Origin of the sequence: Frankia sp. AgB1.9 (assembly GCF_016786355.1) — a bacterium.
Lineage (GTDB): Bacteria > Actinomycetota > Actinomycetes > Frankiales > Frankiaceae > Pseudofrankia.
Genome location: NZ_JADWYX010000030.1, coordinates 53,089 through 78,335 on the forward strand (window position 1 = coordinate 53,089; position 25,247 = coordinate 78,335).

21 protein-coding genes are annotated in these 25,247 nt (G+C 71.1%); 5 read left to right on the plus strand and 16 right to left on the minus strand.

Going from position 1 to position 25,247, the window contains the following annotated elements; all coding sequences use genetic code 11:
• Window positions 1-127: 127 nt before the first annotated feature.
• The 3 genes from I6A60_RS14175 to I6A60_RS14185 are packed head-to-tail and all read right to left on the minus strand — an operon-like array spanning window position 128 to window position 3,185.
• Window positions 128-925, minus strand: coding sequence for an enoyl-CoA hydratase (locus I6A60_RS14175; RefSeq protein WP_238435409.1), 798 nt, complete (start codon window positions 923-925; stop codon window positions 128-130).
• A gap of 33 nt (window positions 926-958) precedes the next feature.
• A complete protein-coding gene (locus I6A60_RS14180; protein WP_203023311.1) occupies window positions 959-2,134 on the minus strand; it encodes an acyl-CoA dehydrogenase family protein in 1,176 nt (391 codons plus the stop codon).
• On the minus strand, window positions 2,118-3,185 hold the full coding sequence (locus I6A60_RS14185) for an acyl-CoA dehydrogenase family protein (RefSeq protein WP_203023310.1): 1,068 nt from the start codon (window positions 3,183-3,185) through the stop codon (window positions 2,118-2,120). Before I6A60_RS14185 ends, I6A60_RS14180 begins: the two co-directional genes overlap by 17 nt.
• Before the next feature lie 204 nt (window positions 3,186-3,389).
• On the opposite strand from I6A60_RS14185, the gene I6A60_RS14190 reads away from it, so the two are divergent.
• The gene (locus I6A60_RS14190) at window positions 3,390-4,055 is read left to right on the plus strand and encodes a TetR/AcrR family transcriptional regulator (protein ID WP_203023309.1); all 666 of its coding nucleotides are present in this window, start codon (window positions 3,390-3,392) and stop codon (window positions 4,053-4,055) included.
• 77 nt (window positions 4,056-4,132) lie between these two features.
• On the opposite strand, the gene I6A60_RS14195 is transcribed toward I6A60_RS14190, so the two are convergent.
• The 10 genes from I6A60_RS14195 to I6A60_RS14240 form a co-directional block, all read right to left on the minus strand.
• Window positions 4,133-5,413 (minus strand): ABC transporter substrate-binding protein, encoded by a 1,281-nt coding sequence (locus I6A60_RS14195; protein WP_203023308.1) that lies wholly within the window; start codon window positions 5,411-5,413, stop codon window positions 4,133-4,135.
• A 350-nt stretch (window positions 5,414-5,763) separates the two neighbouring features.
• The gene (locus tag I6A60_RS14200) at window positions 5,764-7,053 is read right to left on the minus strand and encodes an ABC transporter substrate-binding protein (protein ID WP_203023307.1); all 1,290 of its coding nucleotides are present in this window, start codon (window positions 7,051-7,053) and stop codon (window positions 5,764-5,766) included.
• Window positions 7,054-7,220: 167 nt separating this feature from the next.
• Window positions 7,221-8,198, minus strand: a complete 978-nt coding sequence (locus I6A60_RS14205; protein WP_203023306.1) for an NADPH:quinone oxidoreductase family protein — start codon at window positions 8,196-8,198, stop codon at window positions 7,221-7,223.
• 4 nt (window positions 8,199-8,202) lie between these two features.
• Window positions 8,203-9,207: a phosphotransferase family protein gene (locus I6A60_RS14210; RefSeq protein ID WP_203023328.1), complete on the minus strand. Its 1,005-nt coding sequence runs from the start codon at window positions 9,205-9,207 to the stop codon at window positions 8,203-8,205.
• A gap of 107 nt (window positions 9,208-9,314) precedes the next feature.
• Complete coding sequence (locus I6A60_RS14215; protein ID WP_203023305.1) at window positions 9,315-10,616, minus strand: acyl-CoA dehydrogenase family protein; 1,302 nt, start codon at window positions 10,614-10,616, stop codon at window positions 9,315-9,317.
• Window positions 10,617-10,728: 112 nt separating this feature from the next.
• Window positions 10,729-11,757 carry a DUF2889 domain-containing protein gene (locus tag I6A60_RS14220; RefSeq protein WP_203023304.1) on the minus strand — a complete coding sequence of 343 codons (1,029 nt, stop codon included), beginning with the start codon at window positions 11,755-11,757 and terminating at the stop codon, window positions 10,729-10,731.
• A gap of 35 nt (window positions 11,758-11,792) precedes the next feature.
• Entirely contained in the window at window positions 11,793-13,148 is a 1,356-nt protein-coding gene (locus tag I6A60_RS14225; protein ID WP_203023303.1) for an alpha/beta hydrolase domain-containing protein, read from the minus strand.
• Complete coding sequence (locus tag I6A60_RS14230) at window positions 13,145-13,618, minus strand: VOC family protein (RefSeq protein WP_203023302.1); 474 nt, start codon at window positions 13,616-13,618, stop codon at window positions 13,145-13,147. The genes I6A60_RS14225 and I6A60_RS14230 overlap by 4 nt, the downstream gene beginning before the upstream one ends.
• Window positions 13,615-14,568, minus strand: coding sequence for a zinc-binding dehydrogenase (locus I6A60_RS14235; RefSeq protein ID WP_203023301.1), 954 nt, complete (start codon window positions 14,566-14,568; stop codon window positions 13,615-13,617). The genes I6A60_RS14230 and I6A60_RS14235 overlap by 4 nt, the downstream gene beginning before the upstream one ends.
• A 77-nt stretch (window positions 14,569-14,645) precedes the next feature.
• Window positions 14,646-15,377: a TetR/AcrR family transcriptional regulator gene (locus I6A60_RS14240; protein WP_203023300.1), complete on the minus strand. Its 732-nt coding sequence runs from the start codon at window positions 15,375-15,377 to the stop codon at window positions 14,646-14,648.
• A 125-nt stretch (window positions 15,378-15,502) separates the two neighbouring features.
• On the opposite strand from I6A60_RS14240, the gene I6A60_RS14245 reads away from it, so the two are divergent.
• Window positions 15,503-17,071: an MFS transporter gene (locus I6A60_RS14245; protein WP_203023299.1), complete on the plus strand. Its 1,569-nt coding sequence runs from the start codon at window positions 15,503-15,505 to the stop codon at window positions 17,069-17,071.
• A gap of 15 nt (window positions 17,072-17,086) precedes the next feature.
• On the opposite strand, the gene I6A60_RS14250 is transcribed toward I6A60_RS14245, so the two are convergent.
• Complete coding sequence (locus I6A60_RS14250) at window positions 17,087-18,355, minus strand: acyl-CoA dehydrogenase family protein (protein WP_203023298.1); 1,269 nt, start codon at window positions 18,353-18,355, stop codon at window positions 17,087-17,089.
• 86 nt (window positions 18,356-18,441) lie between these two features.
• Window positions 18,442-19,608 (minus strand): acyl-CoA dehydrogenase family protein, encoded by a 1,167-nt coding sequence (locus I6A60_RS14255; RefSeq protein ID WP_203023297.1) that lies wholly within the window; start codon window positions 19,606-19,608, stop codon window positions 18,442-18,444.
• A 353-nt stretch (window positions 19,609-19,961) separates the two neighbouring features.
• Between I6A60_RS14255 and I6A60_RS14260 the strand changes: the two genes are divergently transcribed.
• Together I6A60_RS14260 and I6A60_RS14265 are read left to right on the plus strand one after the other, a co-directional pair.
• Window positions 19,962-20,708: an SDR family NAD(P)-dependent oxidoreductase gene (locus I6A60_RS14260; RefSeq protein WP_203023296.1), complete on the plus strand. Its 747-nt coding sequence runs from the start codon at window positions 19,962-19,964 to the stop codon at window positions 20,706-20,708.
• A gap of 69 nt (window positions 20,709-20,777) precedes the next feature.
• The gene (locus I6A60_RS14265; protein WP_203023295.1) at window positions 20,778-21,218 is read left to right on the plus strand and encodes a nuclear transport factor 2 family protein; all 441 of its coding nucleotides are present in this window, start codon (window positions 20,778-20,780) and stop codon (window positions 21,216-21,218) included.
• Between the two features lie 86 nt (window positions 21,219-21,304).
• Here I6A60_RS14265 and I6A60_RS14270 read toward each other — a convergent pair whose 3' ends face one another.
• Window positions 21,305-23,734, minus strand: a complete 2,430-nt coding sequence (locus I6A60_RS14270) for a CoA transferase (protein WP_203024109.1) — start codon at window positions 23,732-23,734, stop codon at window positions 21,305-21,307.
• A gap of 251 nt (window positions 23,735-23,985) precedes the next feature.
• Here I6A60_RS14270 and I6A60_RS14275 point away from each other — a divergent pair, with 251 nt between their 5' ends.
• A complete protein-coding gene (locus I6A60_RS14275; RefSeq protein ID WP_203024111.1) occupies window positions 23,986-25,200 on the plus strand; it encodes a cytochrome P450 in 1,215 nt (404 codons plus the stop codon).
• Window positions 25,201-25,247: the final 47 nt, after the last annotated feature.

Genomic DNA, 25,247 nt, shown 5'->3' on the forward strand with positions numbered 1-25,247 from the left:
TGAAACGAAGTTCCAGGACGAGGACAATCCGGTCGAGGTGACCGGCGGTGACTGGTCGATCCCGCAAAGCGAAAGGCGGCCGACCCCGTGGGGCCGGCCGCCTTCGAAGGGGGACCAGGAGGACCGGCTAGTTGACGGACTTGATGGTGTCCTTCATCTGGCTGAGGTTCACCAGGACCGGGAATCCGGACACGGAGAGCGCATTGCCGTGGCCGGTCTCGTGGATGTCGAAGACCGACTGGATCGCCGCGTAGAACCCCTGGACGTCGAGCGTCTGGTTGACGGCGCGCTTGGCCTGGCGCAGGCCGAACGACGGCATCACCGCGATCTGCGCGGCCAGCGCCCGGGTCTCGGCGTCGAGGTCGGCCCGTGGGACGACCTTGTTCACCATGCCGACCTTCTCCGCCTCCTCGGCGGTGACCGCGCGGCCGGTGAAGAGGATCTCCTTGGCCTTACGGGCCCCGAGCTCCCAGGTGTGGCCGTGGTACTCGACGCCGCCGATGCCCATCGCGACCACCGGGTCGGAGAACTTGGCGTCGTCGGCCGCGATGATCAGGTCGCACGGCCAGCACAGCAGCAGCGCGCCCGCGATGCACCGGCCCTGTACCGCCGCGATCGACGGCTTCGGGATGTTGCGCCAGCGCAGCGAGAACTCCAGGTACCGCCGCGCCTCGATGTTGTAGATGTCCTCGAGGGTGATCTTCGCCGGGGTCGGCGTCGACGGGTCCGGCTTCAGGTCGTGCCCGGCCGAGAAGTGCTTGCCCTCGGCGCGCAGAATGATGACCTTGACCTCGGGGTCCTCCGCCGCCTTCACCCAGGCGTCGTTGAGCTCCTCCAGCAGCGCGCCGTTCTGTGCGTTCGCGGCTTCCGGACGGTTCAACGTGATCGTCGCGATGCTGTCCGCGACATCGTAGAGAATGTACAAGTCGGTAACTCCCATGACCGTTTCGCTGACCGGTTAGCTCCGGGGCAGGCCGAGCACTCGCTCGGCGACAATCGTGCGCTGAATCTCCGACGTGCCGCCAGCGATGGTGCCGGAGAAGCTGTGGGCGTACCGCTTGAACCAGCTGGCGAAGAACCAGTCGAGGTTCATGTGCTCGAAGGGCCGCGAGTTCGCGGCGCCGTCGAGCCCGGCCGAGCCCTGGGCGAGCAGGGCGTGGCGGGCGGTGGTCCGGACCGCCTCGGAGCCGAGGAGCTTCAGCACCGAGATCGAGGCGACGTCCTCCTGGCCACGGGCCGCCTTGGCCAGCGCGGCCGAGCCGAGCAGCCGCAGGGCGGTCGCGTCCATCGCCAGCGTCGCGTAACGGTCCCGGTCGAGCGTGGTCGTCGGCCGGAAGTCCTCGACGAACTCGTCCAGGCGGTCGGCGAAGTTCAGCCACAGCATCGTGCGCTCGTGCCCGAGCGAGCCGTTCGCGACGTGCCAGCCCTTGTTGAGCTCGCCGATGAGGTTCTCGGCCGGTACGCGGACGTCGTCGAAGAAGACCTCGTTGAAGTCCTGGTCGTCGGTCCCCAGGATCGAGCCGAACGGCCGGCGGGTGAGGCCCGGCAGGTCGGTCGGGATCACCAGGACGCTGATGCCCTTGTGCTTGGGCGCGTCCGGGTCGGTGCGCACGAAGGTCAGCAGGATGTCGGCGTCGTGCGCACCGGACGTCCAGATCTTCTGCCCGTTGACGACGAAGTGGTCGCCGTCGAGCGTCGCCCGGGTACGCAGGCCGGCGAGGTCCGAGCCCGCGCCCGGCTCGCTCATCCCGAGCGCCGCGGTGATCTCGGCCTTGAGGATCGGCACGGCCCAGCGGTGCTTCTGCTCGTCCGTGCCGAAGGTCAGCAGCGACGCGGCGATGATGCCCAGGCCCTGCGGGTTGAAGCTGTGGTAAATCCGCCGCTTGCCCAGCTCCTCCAGGTGGACGAACTGCTGGAGCAGGCTGGCGTTGCGGCCGCCGAACTCCGGCGTGTTCCCGGGCAGCAGCCAGCCGTTGTCGAACAGCAGCCGCTGCCAGCGCCGTGACCAGGCCGGCATGTGCGCGGTCGAGGTCGGCCGCTCGGTGGCCTCCTCGACGGCCGGCAGGTTCGCGTCCAGGAACGCCGTGAACTCGGCGCGGAACGCCTCGACGTCGTCGTCAAACCGCAGCTGCATGACGCTCCTTCGCGGGCTGGTCGCCGGCCGTCGCCGGGCCGTCGAGCAGGGCGGCGGCGATCCTGGCCCGGTGCACGTCGGCCCCGCCGAGCAGCAGCTCACCGGCCAGCGCCCGCTTCAGCGCGAACTGCAGGTCGTTCTCCCAGGTGAAGCCCATACCGCCGAACAGCTGGAAGCCGCTCTCGAACACCAGCTGGGTGCACTCGCCGGCCGCGGCCTTCGCCATCGCCGCCGCGGTGGACCGGCGCGGGTCCTCCTCGGCCAGGGTGAGTGCCGCGAAGTACGCCAGGGCGGTGGCCCGCTCGATCGCGACGTGCATGTCGACGGCCTTGTGCTTGACCGCCTGGAACGAGCCGATCCGGACGCCGAACTGCTCGCGGGTGCGGACGTGGTCGAGCGTCAGCTCCAGCACCCGCCGGCAGGCGCCGACCATGGTCAGGGCGAGACCGGTGAGCGCGATGTCGCGGGCCAGCTCGACGTCGGCCTCGACCCGGTGTGACGCCGGGACCCTGACCTGCCAGAAGCTGACGTCGGCGACGTGTAGCAGCGGGTCGAAGGCCTCGGTGCGGTGGACCGTCGCGTCGGCGGCGGGCACGGTGAACACCCCGGCGTCGGTGACCACGGCGAACCAGTCGGCCCGGTCGCCGTCTAGCACGTGGTGCGCAGTGCCGTCCAGGATCCAGGCGCCGTCACCGTGCGGGTCGAGATGCGCGCTGACCCCGTCGAACACGGCCGTGCCGGTCTCCCCGTCGCCGGCGGCCGACCCGTCCGCGGCCCCGGCCACCAACGGCGCGTACCAGGTCAGTGTGGCCAGGTAGGGCGTCGGGTCGGTCGCCCGGCCGAGCTCCTCCAGCACGATCGCGAGCTCGACCGCCTCGCTCGTCCCGGTCAGCTCGGTCCAGCCGAGCTCGGCGTAGGTCCGCCAGAGTGGCATCGGGTCGACGCCCTGGTCGGCGACGGAACGGACCATCGCCGGCGGGCACTCCTTCGACAACACGTCGCGGACGGTGGCGCGCAGCAGCTGCTGGTCCTCGTCGAACTCAAAGAGCATGTCGGCTCCCACTGACGGTTAGTGACTTTTCAGCCACGAAGGCCCTCCTACCGACATTTCGCTCGGACTCGTGCGAGAATACCATTCTCTAAAGATGGAAGCATCCTCTCGCGAGTTGCGCGGGCGGAGGGAGCCAAGAGCACACGTGGTTGCACGCATAGTGGGGAGTACGTTCTTCCCATGGCGCAGGATCAGGAGCTTGCCGTGAGCACGCTGAGTGAAGAGCCGGCCTGGAAGCAGCGTGCGGTCGAGCGCTCCACCAAGGCCGCGCGGCTGCGTGCCGAGCGCAAGGTCCAGCAGTTCCTCGAGGCCGCCCAGGAGATCATCGTCGCGAAGGGGTCGACCGACTTCACCGTACAGGAGGTCGTCGACCGCTCGCGCCAGTCGCTGCGCAGCTTCTATCAGCACTTCGGCGGCAAGCACGAGCTGCTGCTGGCCCTGTTCGAGAACGCCCTGCGCCGTTCCGCCGACGAGATCCGTGCCGCCGCCACCATCGAGGTCGACCCGCTCGCCGGGCTGGAGCTCGCCGTCCGGATGCTGTTCGCGAGCTCGCTCCCGGGCCCGGAGAGCCGTCATCCGCTGTTCACGGACTTCGCCACCCAGCTTCTGATGAGCTACCCGGCGGAGGTGCGGTCCGCGCACGAGCCGATGCTCACCCTGTTCGCCGAGCTGATGGGCCGCGTCGACGCGACCGGTCAGCTGCGCACCGAGCTGCGGCCGCGCCGCGCCGCCGCGATGGTGATGCAGTCGGTCATGTTCCTGGCCCAGTCGACGGCGGTCGTGGCGGACAGCGAGGGCTCCCACCCGCTCACCGGCGACGAGGTGTGGAACTTCTGCGCCGGGGGGTTCGTCCGTCCCCTCGCCGGGTGACGGACGAACCTCGCTTGGCCCGGCCGCTCGGGTCGGCGGGCTGAGCCCGCCGGGTCAGCGGGCCGGGCCCGTGCGGGTCAGGACGAGCCCGGGTCCAGCAGCTGGTTCATGCGGGCGGATGAGATCGGCCGGCCGCACTTGGCCTGCCCCCCGAACATCGGGTCGAAGGCGGAGCCGTCCGCGCGGACCTGGATGAAGTTGTAGCAGGACTGCGGCGCCTTGAGGTTCGTCGCGAAGTTGACCGGCGCCGGGACGAGGCCGAACCCGTCGTAGTTCGTCACCGCGCGCAGCCCGGAGATGAAGGATTCCCTCGTCGGGCACTTCCCGGCCGCCTGGAGGCCGCGGATGAAGATGTCGGCGGCGACGAAGCCGTCGACCGCGCTGTCCGACCGCACCGACTGGATCTCCGGGGCGTACTTCGCCATCGCCGCCTCGAAGGTCTGCTGGCGCGGGGTGTCGAGCCAGGGCTGGACCTCGGTGAAGATGATCGTGCCGGCGATCGCCTTGCCGGAGGCGGCCAGCACGGCGGGGTCGTAGCCGAGCGGCATCATGGTGATCTTGAGGTTCACGCCAAGGCTTCGGGCCGCCGGGATGAGCTTGGCCGCCGTGCTCGGGAGCAGGACGCCGACCAGCGCGTCGATATCGTCCTGTTTGAGTTGTTTCGCGACCGCCTGGTAGCTGGTGACCGCCTCCGCGATCTGGAACTCCCGCACGATCTTGACGCCGGATTCCAGCAAGCTCGCCTCGTACTGGCGGCTGAAATCGGAGTTCGACTTGTTCCCGGAGACCTCGAGCACCGCGGCACGGGAGGCTCCCGTCGCATTGATGACGTCGCCCCACACGGTGCTCGAGCCGTCGCTCAGGTAGTAGAACGAGAACATGTTGTTCCGGCCGACCCAACCCGGGTCGCTGGCCAGCCCGGTCACCGGAATGTTCTGCTGGTTGAGCCAGGTGATGGAACCGTTGCTCGCGCCCGGGGCCTCGATGATGCCGAAGACGTGCCCGCGGCCGACGAGATCCTGAGCGCCGAGGAGGTTGAGGTCCTGACTGCTCTGGTCGTCGCGCCAGGTATAGCTGACCGTGCGGCCGAAGACGCCGCCGGAGTCGTTCGCGAGCCCGAACCGGGCGTCGACGCCGGAGCGGAAGTCCGGCATCGAGGTGGCGCCGTCCCCGCTGTCACCCCACAGCAGTCCCGCATTGACCGTGGTGCTCGTGATGCCCGGCGCCGGCGTCGAGCAGGAAGCCGCGGAAGTCGCGGCGCCGGAGCTGCCGCATGCGGCCAGACCAGCCGCGAGGCTTGCCGCGATCACAGCTAGCGCGCCAGCACGAACTAACCGACTGCGTCCGGGTGACGACACTTCATCGCTCCTCTGATGCGGGTGCGAACGTCCGGGGCCTCAGGGCCGCCGCGACGTGAGGGGGCGGACGTCGCGCGCATGGCGAGACCCCGCGTCGGATGGACGGAACCTAGCGCGTCACCTGGTCTCGGCGCGATGGTTTCTCAACGGCGTCCATATAACGTCGATAGTAATCGCAGCCTTTGCCGTAACCGACAAGGGGCGCCCGGTGGAATGCCGGACGCCCCTTGTCGCGGTTTGGCCCCGTGTTCGGCGGTAGTCTTTGCGATGGACGAGGTGTGTGTGCGGAGCTGCCTGGAGACTGAGACGCCCGGATGCGCACGGATCTCTCGCCCGGCGCGTCCGTCCGATCACTGGTTGGCGGCGGTGACCTCTGCCGGGCTGATCGGGCTCCCGCAGAACGGCTGCCCACCGTTCTGCGGCTGGAACGACGCCCCGTCCTGGCTGATCTTCAAGAAGTAGTAGCAGCTTGTCGTCTGCTTGTAGTTGGCCGACAGATCGTTCTTCGCGAGCGGGGACATGCCGGCGCCGTCGTAGTCCTTGACCGCGCGCAGCCCGGAGATGAATGACTGCCGCGTCGGGCAGGCGCCGGCGGCCCGCAGGCCCCGGATGAACAGGTCAGCCGAGATCCAGCCGTCCACGGCGCTGTCCTGCGTCGGAGGCTGGATCTCCGGTGCGTAGAGCTCCATCGCGGACCTGAACGCCTGCTGCCCGGGGGCGCTCTCCTCGAAGGGCCTGATCGCCGTGGCGACGGAGACCCCGGCGAGGGTCCTGCCGTACTTCGCCAGGACGGTCGGGTCATAGCCGAGCGGCATCTGCGCGACCTTGAGGCCCTGGCCCAGGGTCAGGCCGACCTCCTTGAGCGCGGGGATCAGCTGCGCGGCCGCGTCCGGGAGGAGGACACCGGCCAGGGAGTCGATCCCGGCCGCCTTGATCTGCTGCGCGATCGACGCGTAGTTGGTGGTCGTGTCCGAGATGGCGAAGGTCTTGACGACCGTGATGTGAGCGGCCTTCAGGCTGGCCACGATCTGCTGGGTGAAGTCGCCGTTGGAGGCGTTCGCCGACACAGCGATGACGCCGGCCCGGGTGCCGCGCTCGTGGCTGACATAGTCGCCCCAGGTCGTGACCGAGCCGTCCCCGAGGTAGAACCAGGAGAACATGTTGTTCTTGCCCAGCCAGCTGGCGTCGCTGGCAAGGCCGGTGACCGGGATTCCCTGGCTGGCGAGCCAGTCCGAGGTCTCAGCGCTGGTCGCGCTCGGCATCGCGATGATGCCGAAGACGTTCTCGTTCTGGACCAGGTCCTGGGTGCCGTGCAGGTTCAGGGACTTGTCGGCCTGGTCGTCGCGCCAGGCATAGGTCACCCTGCGGCCGAGAATGCCGCCCTGGTCGTTCGCGGCGTCGATCCTGGCGTCGACTCCGGCCCGGAAGGCCCGCATGGTCTCGGCCGACGGCCCGGTATCGCTCCAGACCATTCCCGCCTTGACGCCGGTCGGCGTGATTCCAGGGACGGAGGAGGCGCAGGAGCCTCCGGCGGCCGTCGTGCCTGGGCCTCCGCAGGCCACCAGCGTGGTGAGCCCGGTGGCCGCCGCGAGGAATGCGGCTTTTGTCCGAGATGAGCTTCGCCATCGAAACAGCGCCATCGTGATTCTCCTGGGACCGCTTTTCGGTGTTCGAAATCGACTCGATGCTGGCGGGCAGTGCCCGGTAAAAAGAGGAGGGGCGCCCGGTGAAATCCGGGCGCCCCCGACCTGTCGCCAGGAGTGAACCTCGTGGGAGGACCGGTCTCAGCTCGTCACGGTGCGTCTGGTCAGGACGCGACGTCGAGCACGACCTTTCCGATCGCCTTTCCGTCGGCGACGTGCCGCAGCGCGCCGGCCGTGTCGTCCAGGTCGAAGACGGAGCCGATGTACGGGCGAACCTTCCCCGAGGAGAGCAGTTCCGTGAGCTCCCGGTCGTCGCGAGCGAGCTCGTCCGGCCGGTGGGTCGCGAAGTCGCGCATCTGGAAGCCCATGATGTGCGCGCCCTTGAGCAGCACCAGGTTCAGCGGGATCCGCGGGATGGTTCCCGAGGCGTAGCCGACGGTCACGAAACGCCCGTCGAAGCGCAGCGCCCGCAGCGCCGCCTCCGAGAGGTCCCCGCCGACCATGTCGACGACGACGTCGACGCCGTCCGGGTGCGCCACCTTGAGCGCCTTCCGGAGATCCTCGACCGTGTTGTCGAGCAGCGTCGTCGCGCCGTTCGCCGCGGCGATCTGGAGCTTGTCCGCCGCGTTCGCCACCGCGGTCACCTCGGCGCCCAGGGCGACGGCGAGCTGGACGGCCGCGAGGCCGACGCCGCCACCCGCGCCGAGCACCACCACCCGCTCGCCCGGCTGGACCCGGGCCATCGAGCGCAGCACGTGGTACGACGTGCGGTGCGCGACGACGAAGGCGGCGGCCGACCGGTCATCCACGCCGTCGGGGATGGGGCGCAACGACTCGGGACGGCACACGACCTGCTCGGCGAAGGCGCCGACGAACACCGTCCCGGCGACCCGGTCGCCGGGGGCGAGGCCGGTGACGTCCGCGCCCACCTCCTCGACGACACCGGCGAACTCGCTGCCGGGCACGAACGGCACGGGTGCCTTCACCTGGTAGGTGTTCGCGATGACGAGCACGTCCGGGAAGTTGACCGCCGCCGCCCGGACGCCGACCCGGACCTGGTCCGGCCCGACCGGCGGAGTGTCGATCTCCTTGACCTGGATGACCTCCGGGCCGCCGTACTCCACACAGACCGCAGCCTTCATGGGTTCACTTCCCCGTGTGCTTGTAGTCCGTGGTCGAGGCGAACTCGGCCGCGTTGCGCATCGCCTGCTCGATGACCGGCCCGAACGCGAGCAGCTTCGGGTCGTTGCCCGCCCGCGCGAAGCCGCGCTCCAGGACGATCGCGATCTTCCAACGGGCCAGCACGAGGTAGTAGTCGAGGTCGTCGACCTGGCGGCCGGAGACCTTGGCGTAGTGCTCGACGATCTTGTCCCGGGTCGGCATCCCGTAGTGGTCGACGTAGCCCGCCTTGACCGCGTCCCGGTCCAGCGGGTTCTCGGGCCAGTTCATGACCATCCAGGCCAGGTCGAGCTTGGGGTCGCCGACCGTGCCCATCTCCCAGTCGACGAGCGCGGCCAGCTTGGCCGGCACCTCGTTCTTGAACATGACGTTGGCGAACTGGTAGTCGCCGTGCATCAGGCCGGGGATGTAGTCGAGCGGTCGGTGGTTGCGCAGCCAGTCGGTGGCGACGTCCATGCCCTCGAGCTCACGGGTCTTGATCTTCTCGAAGAAGCTGGTCCAGCGGTCGACCTGGCGTTCGTGGAAGCCGTCGGGCCGGCCCAGGTCCTGCAGGCCCTTGGCCTGCCAGTCGACCTTGGACAGCAGCGCGATGCCCTCGGCGAGCTGGTAGCCCAGGCCCTGGCGCAGGTCCAGGTCGCTGTCGAACGGCTCGGGCCACTTGCGGTCCTTCATGTTCATCGGCGACCAGCCGTCGACGAAGCCCATGAGGTAGAAGGTCCGGCCGAGCACCGAGTGGTCCGTGCACACCGCGACCGCCGCGGTGTGCGGGACGTCGGTGCCGTCGAGCGCCTCGATGATCCGCCACTCGCGCAGGATGCCGGCGTCCCGGTCGGCCGGCGCCTTGGCCGGCGGGATCCGGATGACGCACTGGAAGTCGCCGCGGGTCAGCAGGTAGATCTCGTTCTGGGTCCCGCCGGACAGGAACTTGGACGAGAGCGGGGCGCCCGCGCCGGGCAGCCCCTGGGTGTCCATCCAGGCGGCGAGCTTGTCGAAGTCGAGCGGTGTCGGGTCCGCGTCGCTCACAGGTGTTTCCCCACTTCGAAAGAGTTCTGGATCTGGATTCGGGGAGCTGGCGGGCCCTACTGGTTGCCGACCTCGTGCTCGAGGAACTCGGCGTACTTGGCCTGGGCGGCCTCGAGCTTCGCGGGGATCCACTCGGTGGGCCACATGCCGTCGGTCGGCTTGTAGTCGCGCAGGACCTGCTTGGCGACGGTCACCTTGTGGACCTCGGTCGGGCCGTCAGCCAGGCCCATCACCGCGGCGCCGTTGATCGACTTGAAGAACGGCATTTCGTTGGTGGTGCCGAGGGCGCCGTGGATCTGCATCGCCCGCCACGCGATGTCGTGCAGGATCGTCGGCATGACGATCTTCGCGACGGCGATGTCCTTACGGACCCGCTTGTAGTCCTGGTACTTGTCGATCTCCCAGGCGATGTACATGACGAGCAGCCGGAACTGCAGCAGCTGGGCGTACGAATCGGCGATGAAGCCCTGCACGAACTGCTTCTCGGCGAGCTTGCTGCCAGCGGTCGTCCGCGACAGCGCCCGCTCGCAGGTCATGTCCAGCAGCCGCTGGGCCTGGCCGATGGTGCGCATCGCGTGGTGGATGCGGCCGCCGCCGAGCCGGGTCTGGGCGATGGCGAACGCCTGGCCCTCGCCGCCGAGCAGCGCCGACTCCGGCACCCGCACGTCCTCGTAGTGGATCAGCGCGTGCATTCCGTCGCCCAGCGGCTCGCCGGCCAGGCCGACGTTACGGACGATGTTGATGCCAGGGGTGTCCGAGGGGACCAGGAACATCGACATGCCGCGGTACGCGCTCACATCGGGGTTCGTGACCACCATGACGATGAAGAAGCTCGCCGTCCTGGCGTTCGACGAGAAGTACTTCCACCCGTTGATGATCCACTCGCCGCCCTCCTTCTGGGCGCTGCAGGTGAACTGCGTCGGGTCCGCGCCGCCCTGCGGCTCGGTCATCGAGTAGCTGGAGAACATCTCGCCGTCGAGCAGCGGCTGCAGGTAGCGCTCCTTCTGCTCCGGCGTGCCGTAGTGCGCGATGATCTCGGCGTTCCCGGTGTCCGGGGCCTGGCAGCCGAAGATGATCGGCGCCCACGAGGACCGGCCCAGGATCTCGTTCAGCAGCGCCAGCTTCTGCTGACCGAAGCCCTGCCCACCAAGGTCCACACCGAGGTGCGTCGCCCACAGGCCGTGGTCACGCACCTGCTGCTTGAGCGGGTCGATCAGCCGGCGGCGGGTCTCCGTCAGCGGGACGAACTGCAGGTCCGGGAACGCCAGGTCGAGCGGCTCGACCTCGTTGCGGACGAACTCGTCGGCCCAGTCCAGCTTCGTCTGGTACTCGGGATCGGTCTCGAAGTCCCACGCCATCGCTGTGTGTCCTTCCTCGTCGTCCCTCGAAGAATACGATTCTGATGTTGCCAAACACAAGTCTGGATCTTCAGAACCCGACTTGGTGCGGCCGACGCCTCGGCTCGGGTGCCTACCCGGCCTGGTGCGCGGGCAGCTTGTCGATCAGTGCGCCTACGTCTTCCAGCGAGCGCAGCGTGTCGTTGAGATGGGTGCAGGTCGAGATGCCGGTGAAGGTGTCGCGGACGTGGCGGCGCAGGCCGTCCGGGCGCCGCCCGACCAGCCGGCCGGCGCTGGCCAGCGCCACCGGGCACTCCTGCCACGGCAGGGCGCCGAAGTCGGCGGCGCAGCTGGTGAACGTCCCCGACCGCGGGTCGACGGTCGCGTGCACGGTGTACTCGTGCAGCGCGGTCTCGACGCCGTCCGCGTCCATGTGGCTGTCGCGGAAGAAGCACTCCACCCGCGCGTCGGGCTCGCCCGGCTCCCACCAGACGTCGAGACGCCGACGCCGGCGCATCCCGTGCGCCGGCAGCGGGCCGACCTCGTGCCAGCCGGCCGGGTCCGTACCCGCGATCGGGCCGACCGCCGGGCCGACCGGCCTCGGCACCTGCCCGGTCTCCTCCAGCCCCCGGACGATCGTGCCGCCGGTGATCCAGCCAGCGCACAGGTCCGGGTACTGCAGGGTCAGCCCGGCCCGCTTGCGCTCGCGGTCGAACGACGCGGGCGCCGCCTGCTTCTGCAGCGCGTAGCCACTGATCAGCAGGGCCGTCGGGAGGTCGTCGAGCAGCTGGAACCGGACCGAGCGGCTTTCCCCCTCGCCGGGCAACGCCTCGATGACCTTCTGCCGGAAACCCGACGCGGCCCGGGCGCCCAGCAGCGCCTCCAGCCGAGGCTCGCCCGGATCGGTGTCGATCCGGGCGATCGCCCGCTCCGGGAACGTGACCTCGACCGTCACGCGTTGCGCCGCGAGGATCGACGTCGAACCGTCGGGCTCGACCCGCAGGTCCCGGCCGCGCGCGTCGAGCGTGACCGGCCCGTTGAGGCCGGAGAGCCGCAGCGAGTCGTGGGTCGTCGTCCGGCGGACCAGGCCGGGCCGCCGCGGCGGCGTCGCGGTGGCCGGGCCGTCCGGTGCCGCCGGTCCGGTCAGCGTGTCGTTGGTCATCCGGTCACCCCTCGTCGTGTCGGGCCGCCCGTCGCTCAACCGACCCGATCAGGCTGGGCGTACCCGAGCAGCGCGTCGCGATCCTCTGCGAGAGCGAACCCCAGCGAGACCAGCCGGTCCACCGACGCGGTGAACCGGGCCAGGTACTCGTCGCGCGACGGGTAGAGCGCCGCGACCCGCTCGGCGGGCAGCGGCACGGTCGAGCCGAGCAGCTGACAGATCAGCGACGGGTTCGGCCCGGGGATTCCCGACAGGACGTCGACGGGGACCTCCACCGGAGGCACCCGAATGCCACCGCGGGCGATGCCGTCGTCGTCCCGGACGACGTCGCCGCCGGCGGTCTCGATCCGTGGCGACATCGCCGGCTCGATGCCGTCGCGCACCCAGGCCTCCAGCGCGCGCAGCGCGGCCTTGATGACGACGTGCGTCGGAGCGTCGTTGATGGCCACTCCGCAGCCGAGCAGATCGGCGAACGCCCCGACCGTGTGCCGGTCGGCGTGCGCGGCGCCGGCCACCTCCCAGGTCCGGACCTTCTCGCCGTCGTCCTGGCGGGAGCCGAGCGAGTGCAGCACCTGGTTGAGGTCGCCCTCGGCCTGCACCATCAGGACCGGCGTCGCCGTGTCGGTCCGGATGACGACCGGGCTGGTGGCCGCCAGTTCCTGGAGACCGGCCGGTGTGCCGGGCGCGGCGAGGTTCAGCGCGCCGAGACCCCGGCTGTGCAGCAGGTAGCCGTCGAAGAGCCCATGGACCAGCGGTTCGACGCCGTTGACATAGGTGACCAACGCGTAGGCCGACTGCGACTGGCCCCAGGCGAGCAGGACGGACGGCGCCGCCCCGCCGAGCAGGTCGCCGCCCGTCCGGACCACCCGGGCTGCCTGGGTGAAGATGTCGAACGCGAAACCGTCGCCGGGGTGGACGAGCGCGCCGTACCGCTCCGGGTCCGTGCCGACGAGGCCCGGTGCCTCGGAACCCTCGATGGTCGACGCGGTCACCGGGCCACCGGCGACACCGATCAGCTGTGCCGACACGCCGACCCAGAGGTGGCCCCGCCGGGTGATCTCCTCATGGCCGGCAGCCCAGCCGGTATCCGAGTCGTGCCCGGAGCTGACGTTGAGCCACTCGACGATGGCGACACCGCTGAGGTCCGCGGCCGCCGCCGGGCGGCGCACCACGATCCGGGTGCGGTACGGCGCCGTGTCGGCCGGCTCGAACGACCAGCGGCCGTCGGCGCCCAGCGGCCCGGCGGACCGGTAGGCCGTCGCCGTGCCGGTCGCGGTGAACTCCTGCTCGACGTAGCCCACGCCGGCGAGGTCGGCTGGCACCGGCGACGCGATGTAGACGCCCCTGCCGCCCGTTAACTCGGCGAGATCGAGCGAGCCGGCGACGGTCACCGGGCCGCTCCCGCTGCCCAGTACCCCTCGAGGCCTGGCTTGATCGCGCTGCTGACCAGCTCGACGCGCGGGCCCTGGGTGCCGCGGTGGTAGGTCCAGTATGGCAGCCCGTCCGGGCCGACGCCCTCGACCTCCAGCGGCATGCCCAGCGCGACCAGGGCGGCGGAGTCGGCGACGACGTCGTCCGACCAGTAGCCCAGGTGGTGCGCGCCCGAGTCGGACGGCGTCCAAACCGTTCCCGGGATCGGCCGGATGATCTCCAGGCGCGGCTCGTTGACCGAGTAGGTGAACCTGTTGGTGATCGTCTTCTCGACCGGGCCGTCGGCGGTGTGAATCCGGACGTTGGTGTCCGCGACCAGCTCGTCGCACCACTCGTAGCCGAAGAGCTCCGTGAGCCGCTTCAGCTCGGACTCGAAGTCCTCGACGATGATCCCGACGTGGTAAAGGTTCTCGGGCCGGAGGGTCGTCATAGCTCCACCACTACTCGAATGGCACCGGATGCCCGGTCGCCCGCGACTCGGAACGCCTCGACGGCGTCTTCCAGCGGGAACCGGTGGGTGATCAGGGTCTGGGCGATCTCGGGGTTGTCGGCGAGCATCGCTGCGGCCTCGGCGATCTCCGCCACCGCCTCGCCGCTGCCGTTGTCATGCATGCAGTAGCCGATCGACGGCAGGATGCTCGCTTCGAGATGGAACAAGGTGCTCCAGTCGATCGGCACCTGACCGCGATGCGTCGCGACTGAGACGACCCTTCCGCGCGGGCCGACGAGCTCGACCGCGCGGGCCAGGCTCTCGATCGTGCCGGCCGCGTCGAGCACCACGTCGTAGTGCCCGGTCGCGCCGATCTTGGCGCCGAGCCGCTCGCCGGCGGCGATCTGGTGCGGGTGCCGGGCTTCCAGCGCGACCTCGGTCGCGCCCTGGCTGTGCGCGCTGGCCACCGCCAGCAGTCCGAGTGCCCCGGCGCCGACGACCGCCACGGACGTGTCCGGGCCGGTGCGCGCGAGGCGCAGCGCGTGCCAGCCGACGGCGGTCGGCTCGGCCAGCGAGCCGTCCCTGACGTCCAGCCCGCTCGGGAGCGGGATGAGCCGGTTCGACTGGATCTGGAACTGCTCGGCCATGCCACCATCGGTGGTCGCGCCGAGCGCCTGGGTGAAGTGCGTGGGGCAGAGGTTGTAGCGGCCGGTGCGGCAGTGGTCGCACTCGCCGCAGCTGAGAACCGCCTCGACGACGACCGCGGTGCCATCCGCGCGGATGCCGGCGAGTTCGTGGCCCACGACCCTGTTCAGCCCGTACCTGAGGTACATGAGGTCAGAGCTGCAGATGCTCGCGGACTTCATCTCGACTAACTCGCCGCCGATGCCTGGCGGCGCGTCGAGCTCGACGACGGCGACGGCGCCGTCCGTCGCTCGGACAGCTTTCATGGGCGCTCCCTGATCGGGGACTCGTGTGCTGGCTGGAGGTGGCTGGTGGGCGGTGCTGGCCGGTGTGGCGGGCGAGGTCAGGGGGCGTCCGGCGCGGGGGCGCCGGTGACCGCGCGCAGCAGGAAGCGGGTGATCCGTTCGACGTCGGCCTCGGTGGGCTCGGCCCGGCGCCACAGATGGTCGGACAGCGTGCCGAGCGTGGCGTGCGAGGCGAGGCTGCCCTCCAGCACCGGGTCCTCGCTGCCGAGCGCGGCGAACGGCTCGTGCAGCAGTACCGCCAGCGGTGCCGCGGCCGGGTGGCGGCCCGAGGCGACCTCCCCGCTTCCGCTGCCGTTCCACAGCACCGCGAGGGTCGACTCGGCGACGTCGCCCATGGCCTGCGCGAGCACCGCCTCGACCCAGCGGCGGACCTTGCCCGCCGGCGTCGGCTCCTTGCTCATCTGATGGTCGACGTAGCTGGCGAGCCGCTCCGCGCCGTCCTCGATCAGGGCGGCGACCAGGGCGTCCTTCGACGGGAAGTGGCGGTAGAACGCGTCGTTCGACAGGCCTGCCTCGGCCACGATGTCGGCGACCCGCGGCCGCGACGAGGTGCCGTTGCGGATGACCACCACGAGGCCGGCGTCGAGCAGCCGCCGGACCTCGTTGGTGTAGCCGGCGGTCCGCGCAGCCAGGGTGCGCGCGGCTGTCCGGGCGGCGACGTCCTTGCCGGCCGGTGAGGCCGAGGCGTCCCGGGCCGCCGGGACCTGATGGTCCTGGGTGGGGACGGGCCCGGACCCGCCGGGCAGGAGTCGATCAGCGTTCTGCGTCATCAGAATCCGATTCTGACATGTCGGGTGGGCAAAGTCACCGGCCCCCCGAACGATTCGCCACTGGGAACCGAGCAATATGCGTGATACATATTGTGTGCACTCTGCATATATCGAGGAGGGCCGCCATGAGCGTCAGCCGCACCACCGCCGCCGTCCCGGCCCTGGCCGCTCCGCCGGTGCGGGCGGACGCCGTCGTGGCGGTCCTCGCGACCGTCGGCACGTCGATGTCGCTGATGCAGACGCTCATCATTCCGCTGATCCCGAAGCTGCCGGCGCTGGTGCACACGTCGGCGTCCAACGCGTTCTGGGCGATCACCGCGACGCTGGTGGCCGGCGCCGTCGCCAACCCGGTGTTCGGCCGGCTCGGTGACCTGTTCGGCAAGCGGCGGATGATGCTGGTCGCCGTCTCGACCCAGCTGGTCGGCTCGGTCGTCGGCGCCCTGGCCACGTCGATCGTCCCGCTGGTCGCCGGCCGGGCGCTGCAGGGCATCGGCATCGCTGTGATCCCGCTCGGCGTGAGCATCATGCGCGACCTCCTGCCGGCCGAGCGGCTGGTCTCGGCGATGGCGGTGATGAGCTCCTCGCTCGGCGTCGGCGGTGCGCTCGGCCTGCCGATCGCCGCGATCATCGCGGAGAAGGCCGACTGGCACGTGCTGTTCTGGATCTCGGCCGCGGTCGGCCTGGTGCTGGTCGTGCTGATCGCCCGGGTCATCCCCGAGTCGCCGGTCCGGGCCACCGGTGGGTTCGACGTGCCGGGCGCGATTCTGCTGTCCGTGGGCCTGCTCGGCCTGATGCTCGCGATCTCGAAGGGCACCGACTGGGGCTGGGGGAGCGCGCTGACGCTCGGCCTGCTCGGTGGCGGGGTGCTGGTCCTGCTGCTGTGGGGCGTTTTCGAGCTGCGCGCCGACGGGCCGCTCATCGACCTGCGCACGATGAGCCGCCGCCAGGTGGTCGTCACCAACGTCGCGTCGATCGCGCTGGGCTTCTCGATGTACGCCCAGTCGCTGGTCATCCCCCAGTTGCTGCAGCTGCCGAAGGCGACCGGCTACGGGCTCGGCCAGTCGCTGCTGGCCACCGGACTGTGGATGGGCCCGGCGGGCCTGGCGATGATGGCCGTCTCGCCTTTGGCCGGGCGGCTGATCTCCGCGCGGGGGCCGAAGACCGCCCTGATCGGCGGCGCGGCCGTGGTCGCGGCCGGCTACCTGCTGACGCTGGGGCTCTCCGGCAGTCCGGCCGGGGTTCTCGGGTTCTGCATCGTGATCAGCGCCGGGGTCGGGCTCTCGTACGCCGCCATGCCGACGCTGATCATGCGTGCCGTGCCGGTCGAGGAGGGCGCCTCGGCCATCGGTCTGAACACGCTGATGCGCGCGATCGGTACGTCCACGGCGAGTGCCGTCCTCGGCTCGGTGATCTCGAGCATGACCGTCTCGCTCGGGCCGGTCCGCGTGCCCTCGCACTCCGGGCTGCAGACCAGCTTCCTGATCGGCGCCGGGACGGCGGTGCTCTCCTGCCTGATCGCCTGCGCGCTGCCGCGTCACCGGCCGGCCGCGGCGCCTGCGACCCCGAGCCCGGCGACCCCGAGCCAGGGGGCGCCGAGCCTGGCAGTCCCGAGCCCGGCTGCCCCGAGCCCGGCGGCCGAGGCCGAGCTCGAGGCGGAGCGGCTGTCCGCGGCGCTCGCGGTGGCCGGCGACTAGCTCTGTTGCCGGCGACTAGCTCTGGCCGGCCCGGCCGCCCCGGGGGACGTCGCGGAAGGCGCGGCCACGGTCGAGCGACGGCTCGCGCGGCATCCCGAGCACCCGCTCGGAGATGACGTTGCGAGCCATCTCGGTGGTACCGCCGCCGAGGGTGGCCGTCTGGCGCATCAGGAAGTCCGCGCCGACCTCGCCGCCGGCGCCGTCCTCGGCCGACCACGCGGCTCCCAGCTCGCCGACGATGTCGAACGCGAGGGAGGTCAGCCGGGTGGACGTGACGCCCGCGCAGAGCCGGGCGATGGCGGCTGACTGGTCGGACATCTTGCCGCTGCGCATGCCGGCCGCGAGCCGGGTCTGGAGCGCGTCGCGGACGAGGTCGAGCGTCCGGCCCTCGCCGACCAGGTCACGCACCCGCGAGTCCGCCAGACCGCCGGTCGCGCGGGCGATGTCCAGCACCCAGGACGAGCTGACGCCGTGGATCGAGTTGCCGCCCGTGCTGATCGTGTAGGGCGAGCTGGCGTAGGTGCGCTCGTGGAACATCCAGCGGGTCCCGACCGTCCAGCCGTCGTCGACCTGGCCGATCCTGGCGGTGTCCGGGACCCGGACGTCTGTCATGAACTCCTGGCAGAACTCCATGCCCCCGTTGAGCATCTCGATGCGCTGCACGTCGACGCCCGGCGACTTCAGCGGGAAGATGAAGACGGTCAGGCCGCGGTGCTTGGGCACGTCCCAGTTGGTCCGGGCCAGGCACAGCGCCCAGTCCGACCACCAGGCGCCGGTCGTCCAGATCTTGGAGCCGTTGAGGATCCAGTCGTCGCCGTCCCGGGTCGCGGTCGTGAGGGCGGCCGCGACGTCCGAGCCGCTGGACGGCTCGGACAGGAACTGCATCCAGATCTCCTCGCCCTTGAGGATCGCCGGGATGTGCGCCAGCTTCTGCTCCTCGGTGCCGAACTCCAGCAGTACCGCCGCACACGGAGCGAACGTCGGTACCTGCAGGCGGGCCGGGTACTCGTAGCCGGCGATCTCCGCGCTGAACGCGCGCTGGTGCTCGTAGCTGAGGCCCTGGCCGCCGTACTCGCGCGGGAAGCAGAGGCCCGCGAGCCCGGCGTCGAAGAGCATCCGCTGGATCTCGCGGTCGCGGGCGACCGCGGCCAGCTCCTGCTCGTCGGTCCGCGTCGGGCGCAGGATGCCGACCTCTTCGTTGGCCTCCAGCGGCCGAAGGTTGGCGCGGATCCAGGCCCGAGCCCTGGCCCGGAACTCCTCGACGCTCTCGTTGCTCTCGGTCACTGTGTCCCTGGTTCGCTCCGTCGCTTCACTCGCTCCGCGGCCGTCCTCGTCCCTCGGACGACCACTCCGCTCGCTCACTCCTGCGCTCACGCCTGCTCCTTGAGGTGCTCGAAGATTCCAGCCAGGCGGGCCCGATGCGTCGCCGGGGTCCCGAACAGGGTCCGGTTGACGGTGACCCGGCGCAGGTAGAAGTGCAGGTCGTGCTCGAAGGTCACACCGATGCCGCCGTGGATCTGGACGCAGTCCTGCAGCAGGTCGGTGCTGCACTCGCCGATGTACGCCTTCGCCGCGGTGACCAGCTCGGCCGCCTCAGGGGCGGCATCCACGGCGGCAGCGGCCTTGTCGCAGATCGCGTGGCTGGCCTCCAGCCACATCTTCATGTCGGCGAACCGGTGCTTGAGCTCCTGGTAGGAGGCCAGCGGCCGGCCGAACGAGTAGCGCTCGAACGCCCAGCGGACGGTCGTGTCGAACGACGTCTGCATCGCGCCGACGCTCTCGGCGCAGGCGAGGATCGCGGCGACCTGGAACTGCCGCTCGATCTGCTCCGCGGCGTCACCGAGGCTGCCGACGACGGCGTCGGCGGGCAGCCGGACCCCGTCGAACGTGACGACGGAGAACCGCCTGGTCAGGTCGACGGTCCGCAGCGGCGCGACGGTGACGCCCGGCGTCGCGGTCGGGACCAGCACCTGCGCGAACCCGGTCTCGGACCCGGCGACCTTCGCGGTGACGAGGATGTAATCGGCCTGCGCGGCCGACTCGACCGGGCGCGCCAGCCCGTCGAGGACGACGTCGCCGCCGTCGGCCCGCACCTGGACCCGGACCTGGTCCGGCACGCCGAGCGTCAGCCCGGGCTCGCCGAGCGCGCAGGTGGCGAACGAGTCGCCGGACAGCAGCGACTCCAGGACGGCACGGTGGGCGTCGCCGCCGGACCCGTCCCGCGGCAGCGCGCCGGACAGCGCCGACATGACGACGTTCGCCGCGGCCAGCGGGCCGGGAGCGGCGCAGGCGCCGAACTCGTGGGCCAGGACCGTCAGGTCGGTGAGCCCGGCCCCGCTGATCGAGCCGCCACCGTGCTCCTCGGCCACCAGCGGCGACGTCCAGCCCAGCTCGGCGCCGGCGCGCCAGTAGTCCGGCGTGAAGCCGGCGGGGTCGTCCCGCAGCCGGCGGATCTCCTCGGGGGGCACGCGGTCGGCGAGGAACCGCGCGGTCGCCTCCCGGAAGACCTCCTGGTCGGGAGTGAGCTCTAGCAGCATTCGGTTACCTCGATCGAAGAGTCGAGCAGCTTGGGCGAGCGCGCGTGACGGTCGCCGTCGTCAGGGACCGTGTGGTTAGCTGGTGATGACCGCCCGTTCAGGGCGGTCCTTCATTTATCGACTTCGACGTCGAAGTTTGTCAATCGACAGGTAGGCCGCCGCCCCGCCGCCGGCAGAGGCCGCCGTCGCGCCGCCTGACACCAGAGGCGCTGACCTGCGTGGCCTTGAGTGTGGCCACCTCACGGCTGGGCCGACGGAACGCCTTGGGTGGAGGGGTCTCCGCCACTAATCGACTTCGACGTCAAGATTTGCCAACTGGTGCGCCCAGTGGCTCCCGGGTATAGAACACGGGCATGACGGGACGGTTTGAAGGCAAGGTAGCGCTGATCACCGGCGCGGGGTCCGGAATGGGCCGGGCGACCACGATTCGCCTGGCTTCCGAGGGCGCCTCGGTGCTGGCCGTCGACATCAACGAGGACGCGCTCGTCGAGACGAAGTCGCTCGCGGACGGTCCGGTCTCGGTCCGCCGCGTCGACGTCGGCGATCCCGGAGCATGCGCGGAGGCGGTCGCGGCCACCGTCGCCGAGTTCGGCCGGCTGGACGTGCTCGGCAACGTCGCGGGGATCTACCGCCCGGCGCACACGGCGCAGACGTCGCTGGAGCTGTACCGCCAGACGATGGCGGTCAACCTCGACGGCCCGTTCTTCCTCTCCCAGGCGGCGATCCCGCACCTGCTGGAAAGCGGCGGCAACATCGTCAACATCGCCTCCAACGCCGGCATCCAGGGCACTCCATACTCGGCCGCCTACGCGGCGAGCAAGGGTGGGCTCATCCAGCTGACCCGGTCGATGGCGGTCGAGTTCATCAAGACCCCGATGCGGGTCAACGCGATCGCGCCCGCGGGCACCCTGACGAACATCGCCCGCGACGTGACCTTCCCCGAGGACCTGGACCCGGACCTGGCCCGTCGGATGGCGGGCTACCGGGGCCTCACGATGCCCGAGGAGATCGCGGCGCTGTTCGCCTTCCTGGCCTCCGCCGAGGCTCGGTCGATCACCGGCGCGGTCTACGTCGTCGACAACGGCCTCACCGTCAGCTAGCCCGCGCGCCGGGACGCACCGTCAGCCCGGGACGCGCAACCCGGCCCGCACAGTCAGCGAGGAGAACCGATGGATCTGCAGGCGGTCTCGGACAAGCTCGAGATCCAGGAGCAGCTTGCCCGCTACGCGCGTGGCGTCGACACGAACGACTACGAGCTGTGGAAGTCGGTGTTCACGCCCGACGCCCTGATCGACTACACCTCGACGTCGGCGACCCTGCCGGTCCTCCAGCGCGACGAGATGGCGGCGCACCTGGAGGCCGGTCTCGGCCAGATGCCCATGAAGATCCACTACATCACGAACGTGGAGATCACCCTCGACGGCGACCAGGCGAAGGTGATCGCGCAGTTCTTCAACCCGATGCAGGTACCCGGGCTGGCCGAGCAGAGCTCCTGTGGTGGCTACTACTTCCACGACTTCGTGCGCACGCCGGACGGCTGGAAGAGCGCGAACCTCACCGAGAAGCTGGTCTGGTTCGTCAACCCCCCGTCGGCCCGCCCGACGAGCTGACGCCCGCCCGCCGCCCCGCGCGGCGGTGAGGCCTCGGTGGGGTGACGAGTCGGCCTGACCCGTCACCCCACCTCGGGCCTGGTCCGTCAGCCGTGGGCGGCCGCGGGCAGCGGGCTCGGCGGGATCGCGCCCGCGTCGGCCAGCGTGGCCTGGGCGTCCACGTCGAAGCCGGCCGCGCCCAGCACCTCGGCGGTGTGCTCGCCCAGCCCGGGGATCGCGACCCGGACGGCCGGCCGTGGGGCCGGGCCGAGCCGCAGCGCGAAGCCGGGCTGCTCGGTACGGCCGCGCGCGCCCCAGTCGAAGGAGACCGTGCGACCGATCTCCCGGTCGACCGGGTCGTCCAGCACGTTCGCGATGAACCCGGCCCGGTCGACCTCGGCGACCAGCTCGGCTGGCACGCCGGCCGCCCGCAGCCGGGCGACCCAGCCCGCGGCCGTCCCGCTCGCCGCGAACGCGGCTTCGAGGATCTCCTCGGCGGGCTGCCGGTCACCCGGCGTGGTCCGCAACGGCGGCGGATCGGCCGGCAGGCCGGACAGGGACGGCGCAGGCTGGCCGGCGGTTGCCAGGCGCGCCGAGCCCGAATCCGAGGCGACGGCGAGGCCGGCCTGGAGAGCGTCCCGCAGCCTGCGCCACGCGGCGGCGTCCGGGACCGCCAGCGCGAGCCAGCCACCGTCGGCGGCCTGGTAAAGCCGGTAGGCGGCGCCGTACCCGGTCTGCTCGGCGTCGAGCACGGGGCCGGAGACGACCAGCGGGGCAGCCACGGTGGCGTCGCCGGCGAGGAACGCGCCGGACTTGAGCATCAGCCCGGCGCCGAGCAGCGACGTCGCGACCGACTGTCCGCCGCCACCCCGGCGCCGCGCGTAGAGGCCGGCGAGGATGCCGCAGGCGGCGACCCAGCCGCTGGCGGAGTCGATCGCGCCCCAGACCAGGAACGTCGGCGGCTGGCCGGCGCCGCCCTGGGAACCCTCGACGCCGGACAGGGCCTGCATCAGGTGGTCGTTCGCCGGGAGCTTCGCCCGCGGGCCGGTCGCGCCGAAGCCGCTCGCGTGGCAGTAGACCGCGTCCGGGTTGGCGGCGCGCACGGTCGCCTCGTCGTAGCCGAGCCGCTCGGCCAGACCGACCCGGGAGTTGTGGTGGACGACGTCGCTGCCGGCGAAGAGCGCCGCGAGGACCCGGTCGGCGCCGGGTGCCTTCAGGTCCAGCGCGACGGCTCGCTTGCCGCGCTGACCGGCGGCGAACATCGGCTCCATGGTCCGGTGGACGTCGCCGGTGACCGGCTCGACCTTGACGACGTCGGCGCCCAGCTCGGCCAGCACCGCCGTCGCGACCGGCCCGGCCAGGTAGGCCGACAGGTCCAGCACCCGTACCCCGGACAGCAGCCGCCCGTCGCCGGTCGCGGGGCGCGTCCTGTCCGCGCGGCCAGGGTCGGACGCCGTCACCCGGGCGATCGGGCCTAGGACCGTGACCGAGCCGTGGTCGGGGTCGGGGTGGGTGACGGACAGGCCGGTCTGGCGGACGTGCGGGTCCGCGAGGGCCTCGCCGGGGCGCAGCACCGGCTCACAGCGGAAGTCATGGCCGGCGAACTCCGCCAGCCACTCGGCCCGGGGCCGGCGCGCGAACGCGGCCGCCCAGCGGGCCCCGCGCTCGACCATCGCGCCGCTCATCAGGTCGGCGTTGTAGCCGCGCTCGCTCGGGGGCTCGCCCAGGTGCGCGAGGAAGGCCTCGTAGGCGCCCTTCGCCCCGAACCACAGCTGGATGTACTCGCCGTCGGCGCACCGATAGGCCAGGCTCTCCTTCGGCCCCTGGTCGCGCCACAGCAGCGTCGTGGTGGGGGACGGGTGCTCGACCCGGCCAATGATCATGGGGAGCAGCGCGCGCAGGCCGTCGGCCAGCGAGGTCTCGGCCCAGCCGCCCCGGCCGGTGCCGACCCGCTCGTACAGGCCGGCGAGCGCACCGACCGTCGCGGCGAGGCCCGCCCCGGCGCTGGCGACGGTCAGGTCGGGGAAGGCCGGGCGTCCGGGCTGATGGTGGCGGATCTGGGTGAGCAGCCCGAGCCGGGCGTCGAGCAGCAGCTCAAGGTCACCGACCGCGCCCCGGGCGGTGTGGCCGGGACGCAGCCGGACCACGACGAGCCGCGGGTTGAGCAGCGAGAGCGCGGAATAGTCGAGCCCCTGGCGCTCGATCGCCTCGTGCGGTCCGGCGAGGAACAGGACGTCGGCGCCGCGGGCGAGCTCGGTGACGGTGGCCGCGCCGGCCGGGTCGGCGTCGTCGACCTGGACGATGCGCTTCCCGCGGTCCCACACGTGGTCGAACTCGATGCCGGTGTCCAGCGTCGACCGGGTCGCCGAGCGGACCCGGGTCACCTCGGCGCCGAAGTCGCGTAACAGCGCGCCGGGCAGGCTCGTGGCGAGCCCGGCGCCCACGACGCTGGTGCCGAGGGCGGCCTCGACGACCCGCACCCCCATCAGGGGACCGTGCGGCGCTGGGATCGTCGGAGCCTGCGGCTCGGTCGTCATCTGGCGCTCCTCCCGTGCGCCGGCCGCCCCGAGCTGTGGGTATCACGAGCTGCGGGGCGTCGCGCCGGCCAGCGTTTTAACATCGACGTCGACTGATAGTTGTGGCTGCACGCGGGTGACGCAAGAGCCCGGATGGCTAGCCGCCGCCCTGGCGGGCACGGGTTGCCCGTGGGTTCAGGTTGATGACATGCTGCTGCCACGAACCGGAGGGTGAGCCTCCGAGTCGCCGGCGACCCGGAAGGAGGCGGCGGGTGGAGCTCGGCTTAACCAGTGCCACGGCGGACCGGGAGATCTACTACGACCCCTATGACGTAGTGATCGACTCGGATCCCTACCCGGTCTGGAAGCGGATGCGCGACGAGGCACCGCTCTATTACAACGACGAGCACGGCTTCTACGCGTTGAGCCGGTGGGACGACGTCGACGAGGCGATCGCCGACCATGACACCTACATCTCCGGCAAGGGCTCGGTCCTGGAGATCATCAAGGCGGGCCGAGGGGTGCCGCCGGGCATGGTCCTGGGCGAGGACCCGCCGATCCACGACCTGCACCGCGCGCTGATCTCCCGGGTGTTCACCCCCCGGCGGATGGCGGCGCTGGAGCCCCGGGTGCGCCAGCTGGTGGCCGACACGCTGGACCAGTTCGTCGGCACCGACGGCTTCGACTTCGTCGCCGACCTGGGCGCCTTCATCCCGATGCGGGTCATCGGCATGATGCTCGGCATCCCGGAGGGCGACCAGGCCGCGATCCGCGACGCGGGCCACGAGCGCCACCATCTGGAGGCCGGCCAGGCGCCGAAGGCGAGCGACCCCGAGATCTCGATGCAGGCGTTCGCCGAGTACATCGACTGGCGGACGAACAATCCGTCCGACGACCTGATGACGGCGCTGCTCACCGTCGAGTTCACCGACGAGACCGGCACCCGCCGCCGCCTGAGCCGCACCGAGGTGCTCATCTACACCGCGCTGCTCGCGGGCGCCGGCAACGAGACCACCCGCCGGCTCATCGGCTGGACCGGCCAGCTGCTCGGCGACCACCCCGACCAGCGCCGCCAGGTCGCGGCCGACCGGGACGGCCTGGTCGCCAAGGCGGTCGAGGAGACCCTGCGCTTCGAGGCGCCGTCACCGGTGCAGGCACGGGTGCTCTCCCGCGACGTCGAGCTGCACGGCCAGACCGTGCCCGCGGGCAGCGCCATGCTGCTGCTCAACGCCTCGGCCAACCGCGACGAGCGGCACTGGCCGGCCGCCGACTCCTACGACATCCACCGCGCCCCGGAGCGGCACCTGTCGTTCGGGCACGGCATCCACTTCTGCATGGGCGCCGGCCTCGCCAGGACCGAGGGCCGGGTCGTGCTCGACGAGATGCTCAAGCGGTGGACGGACTGGGAGGTCGACTACGACAAGGCCGTCCTCGACCACACGTCGACGACCCGAGGCTGGCTGAAGCTCCCGATCCGCCTGTCCTAGCCCGCCGCCTGTCCTGGCCGGCAGTCTGTCCTTCCCTGCGGCTGGTC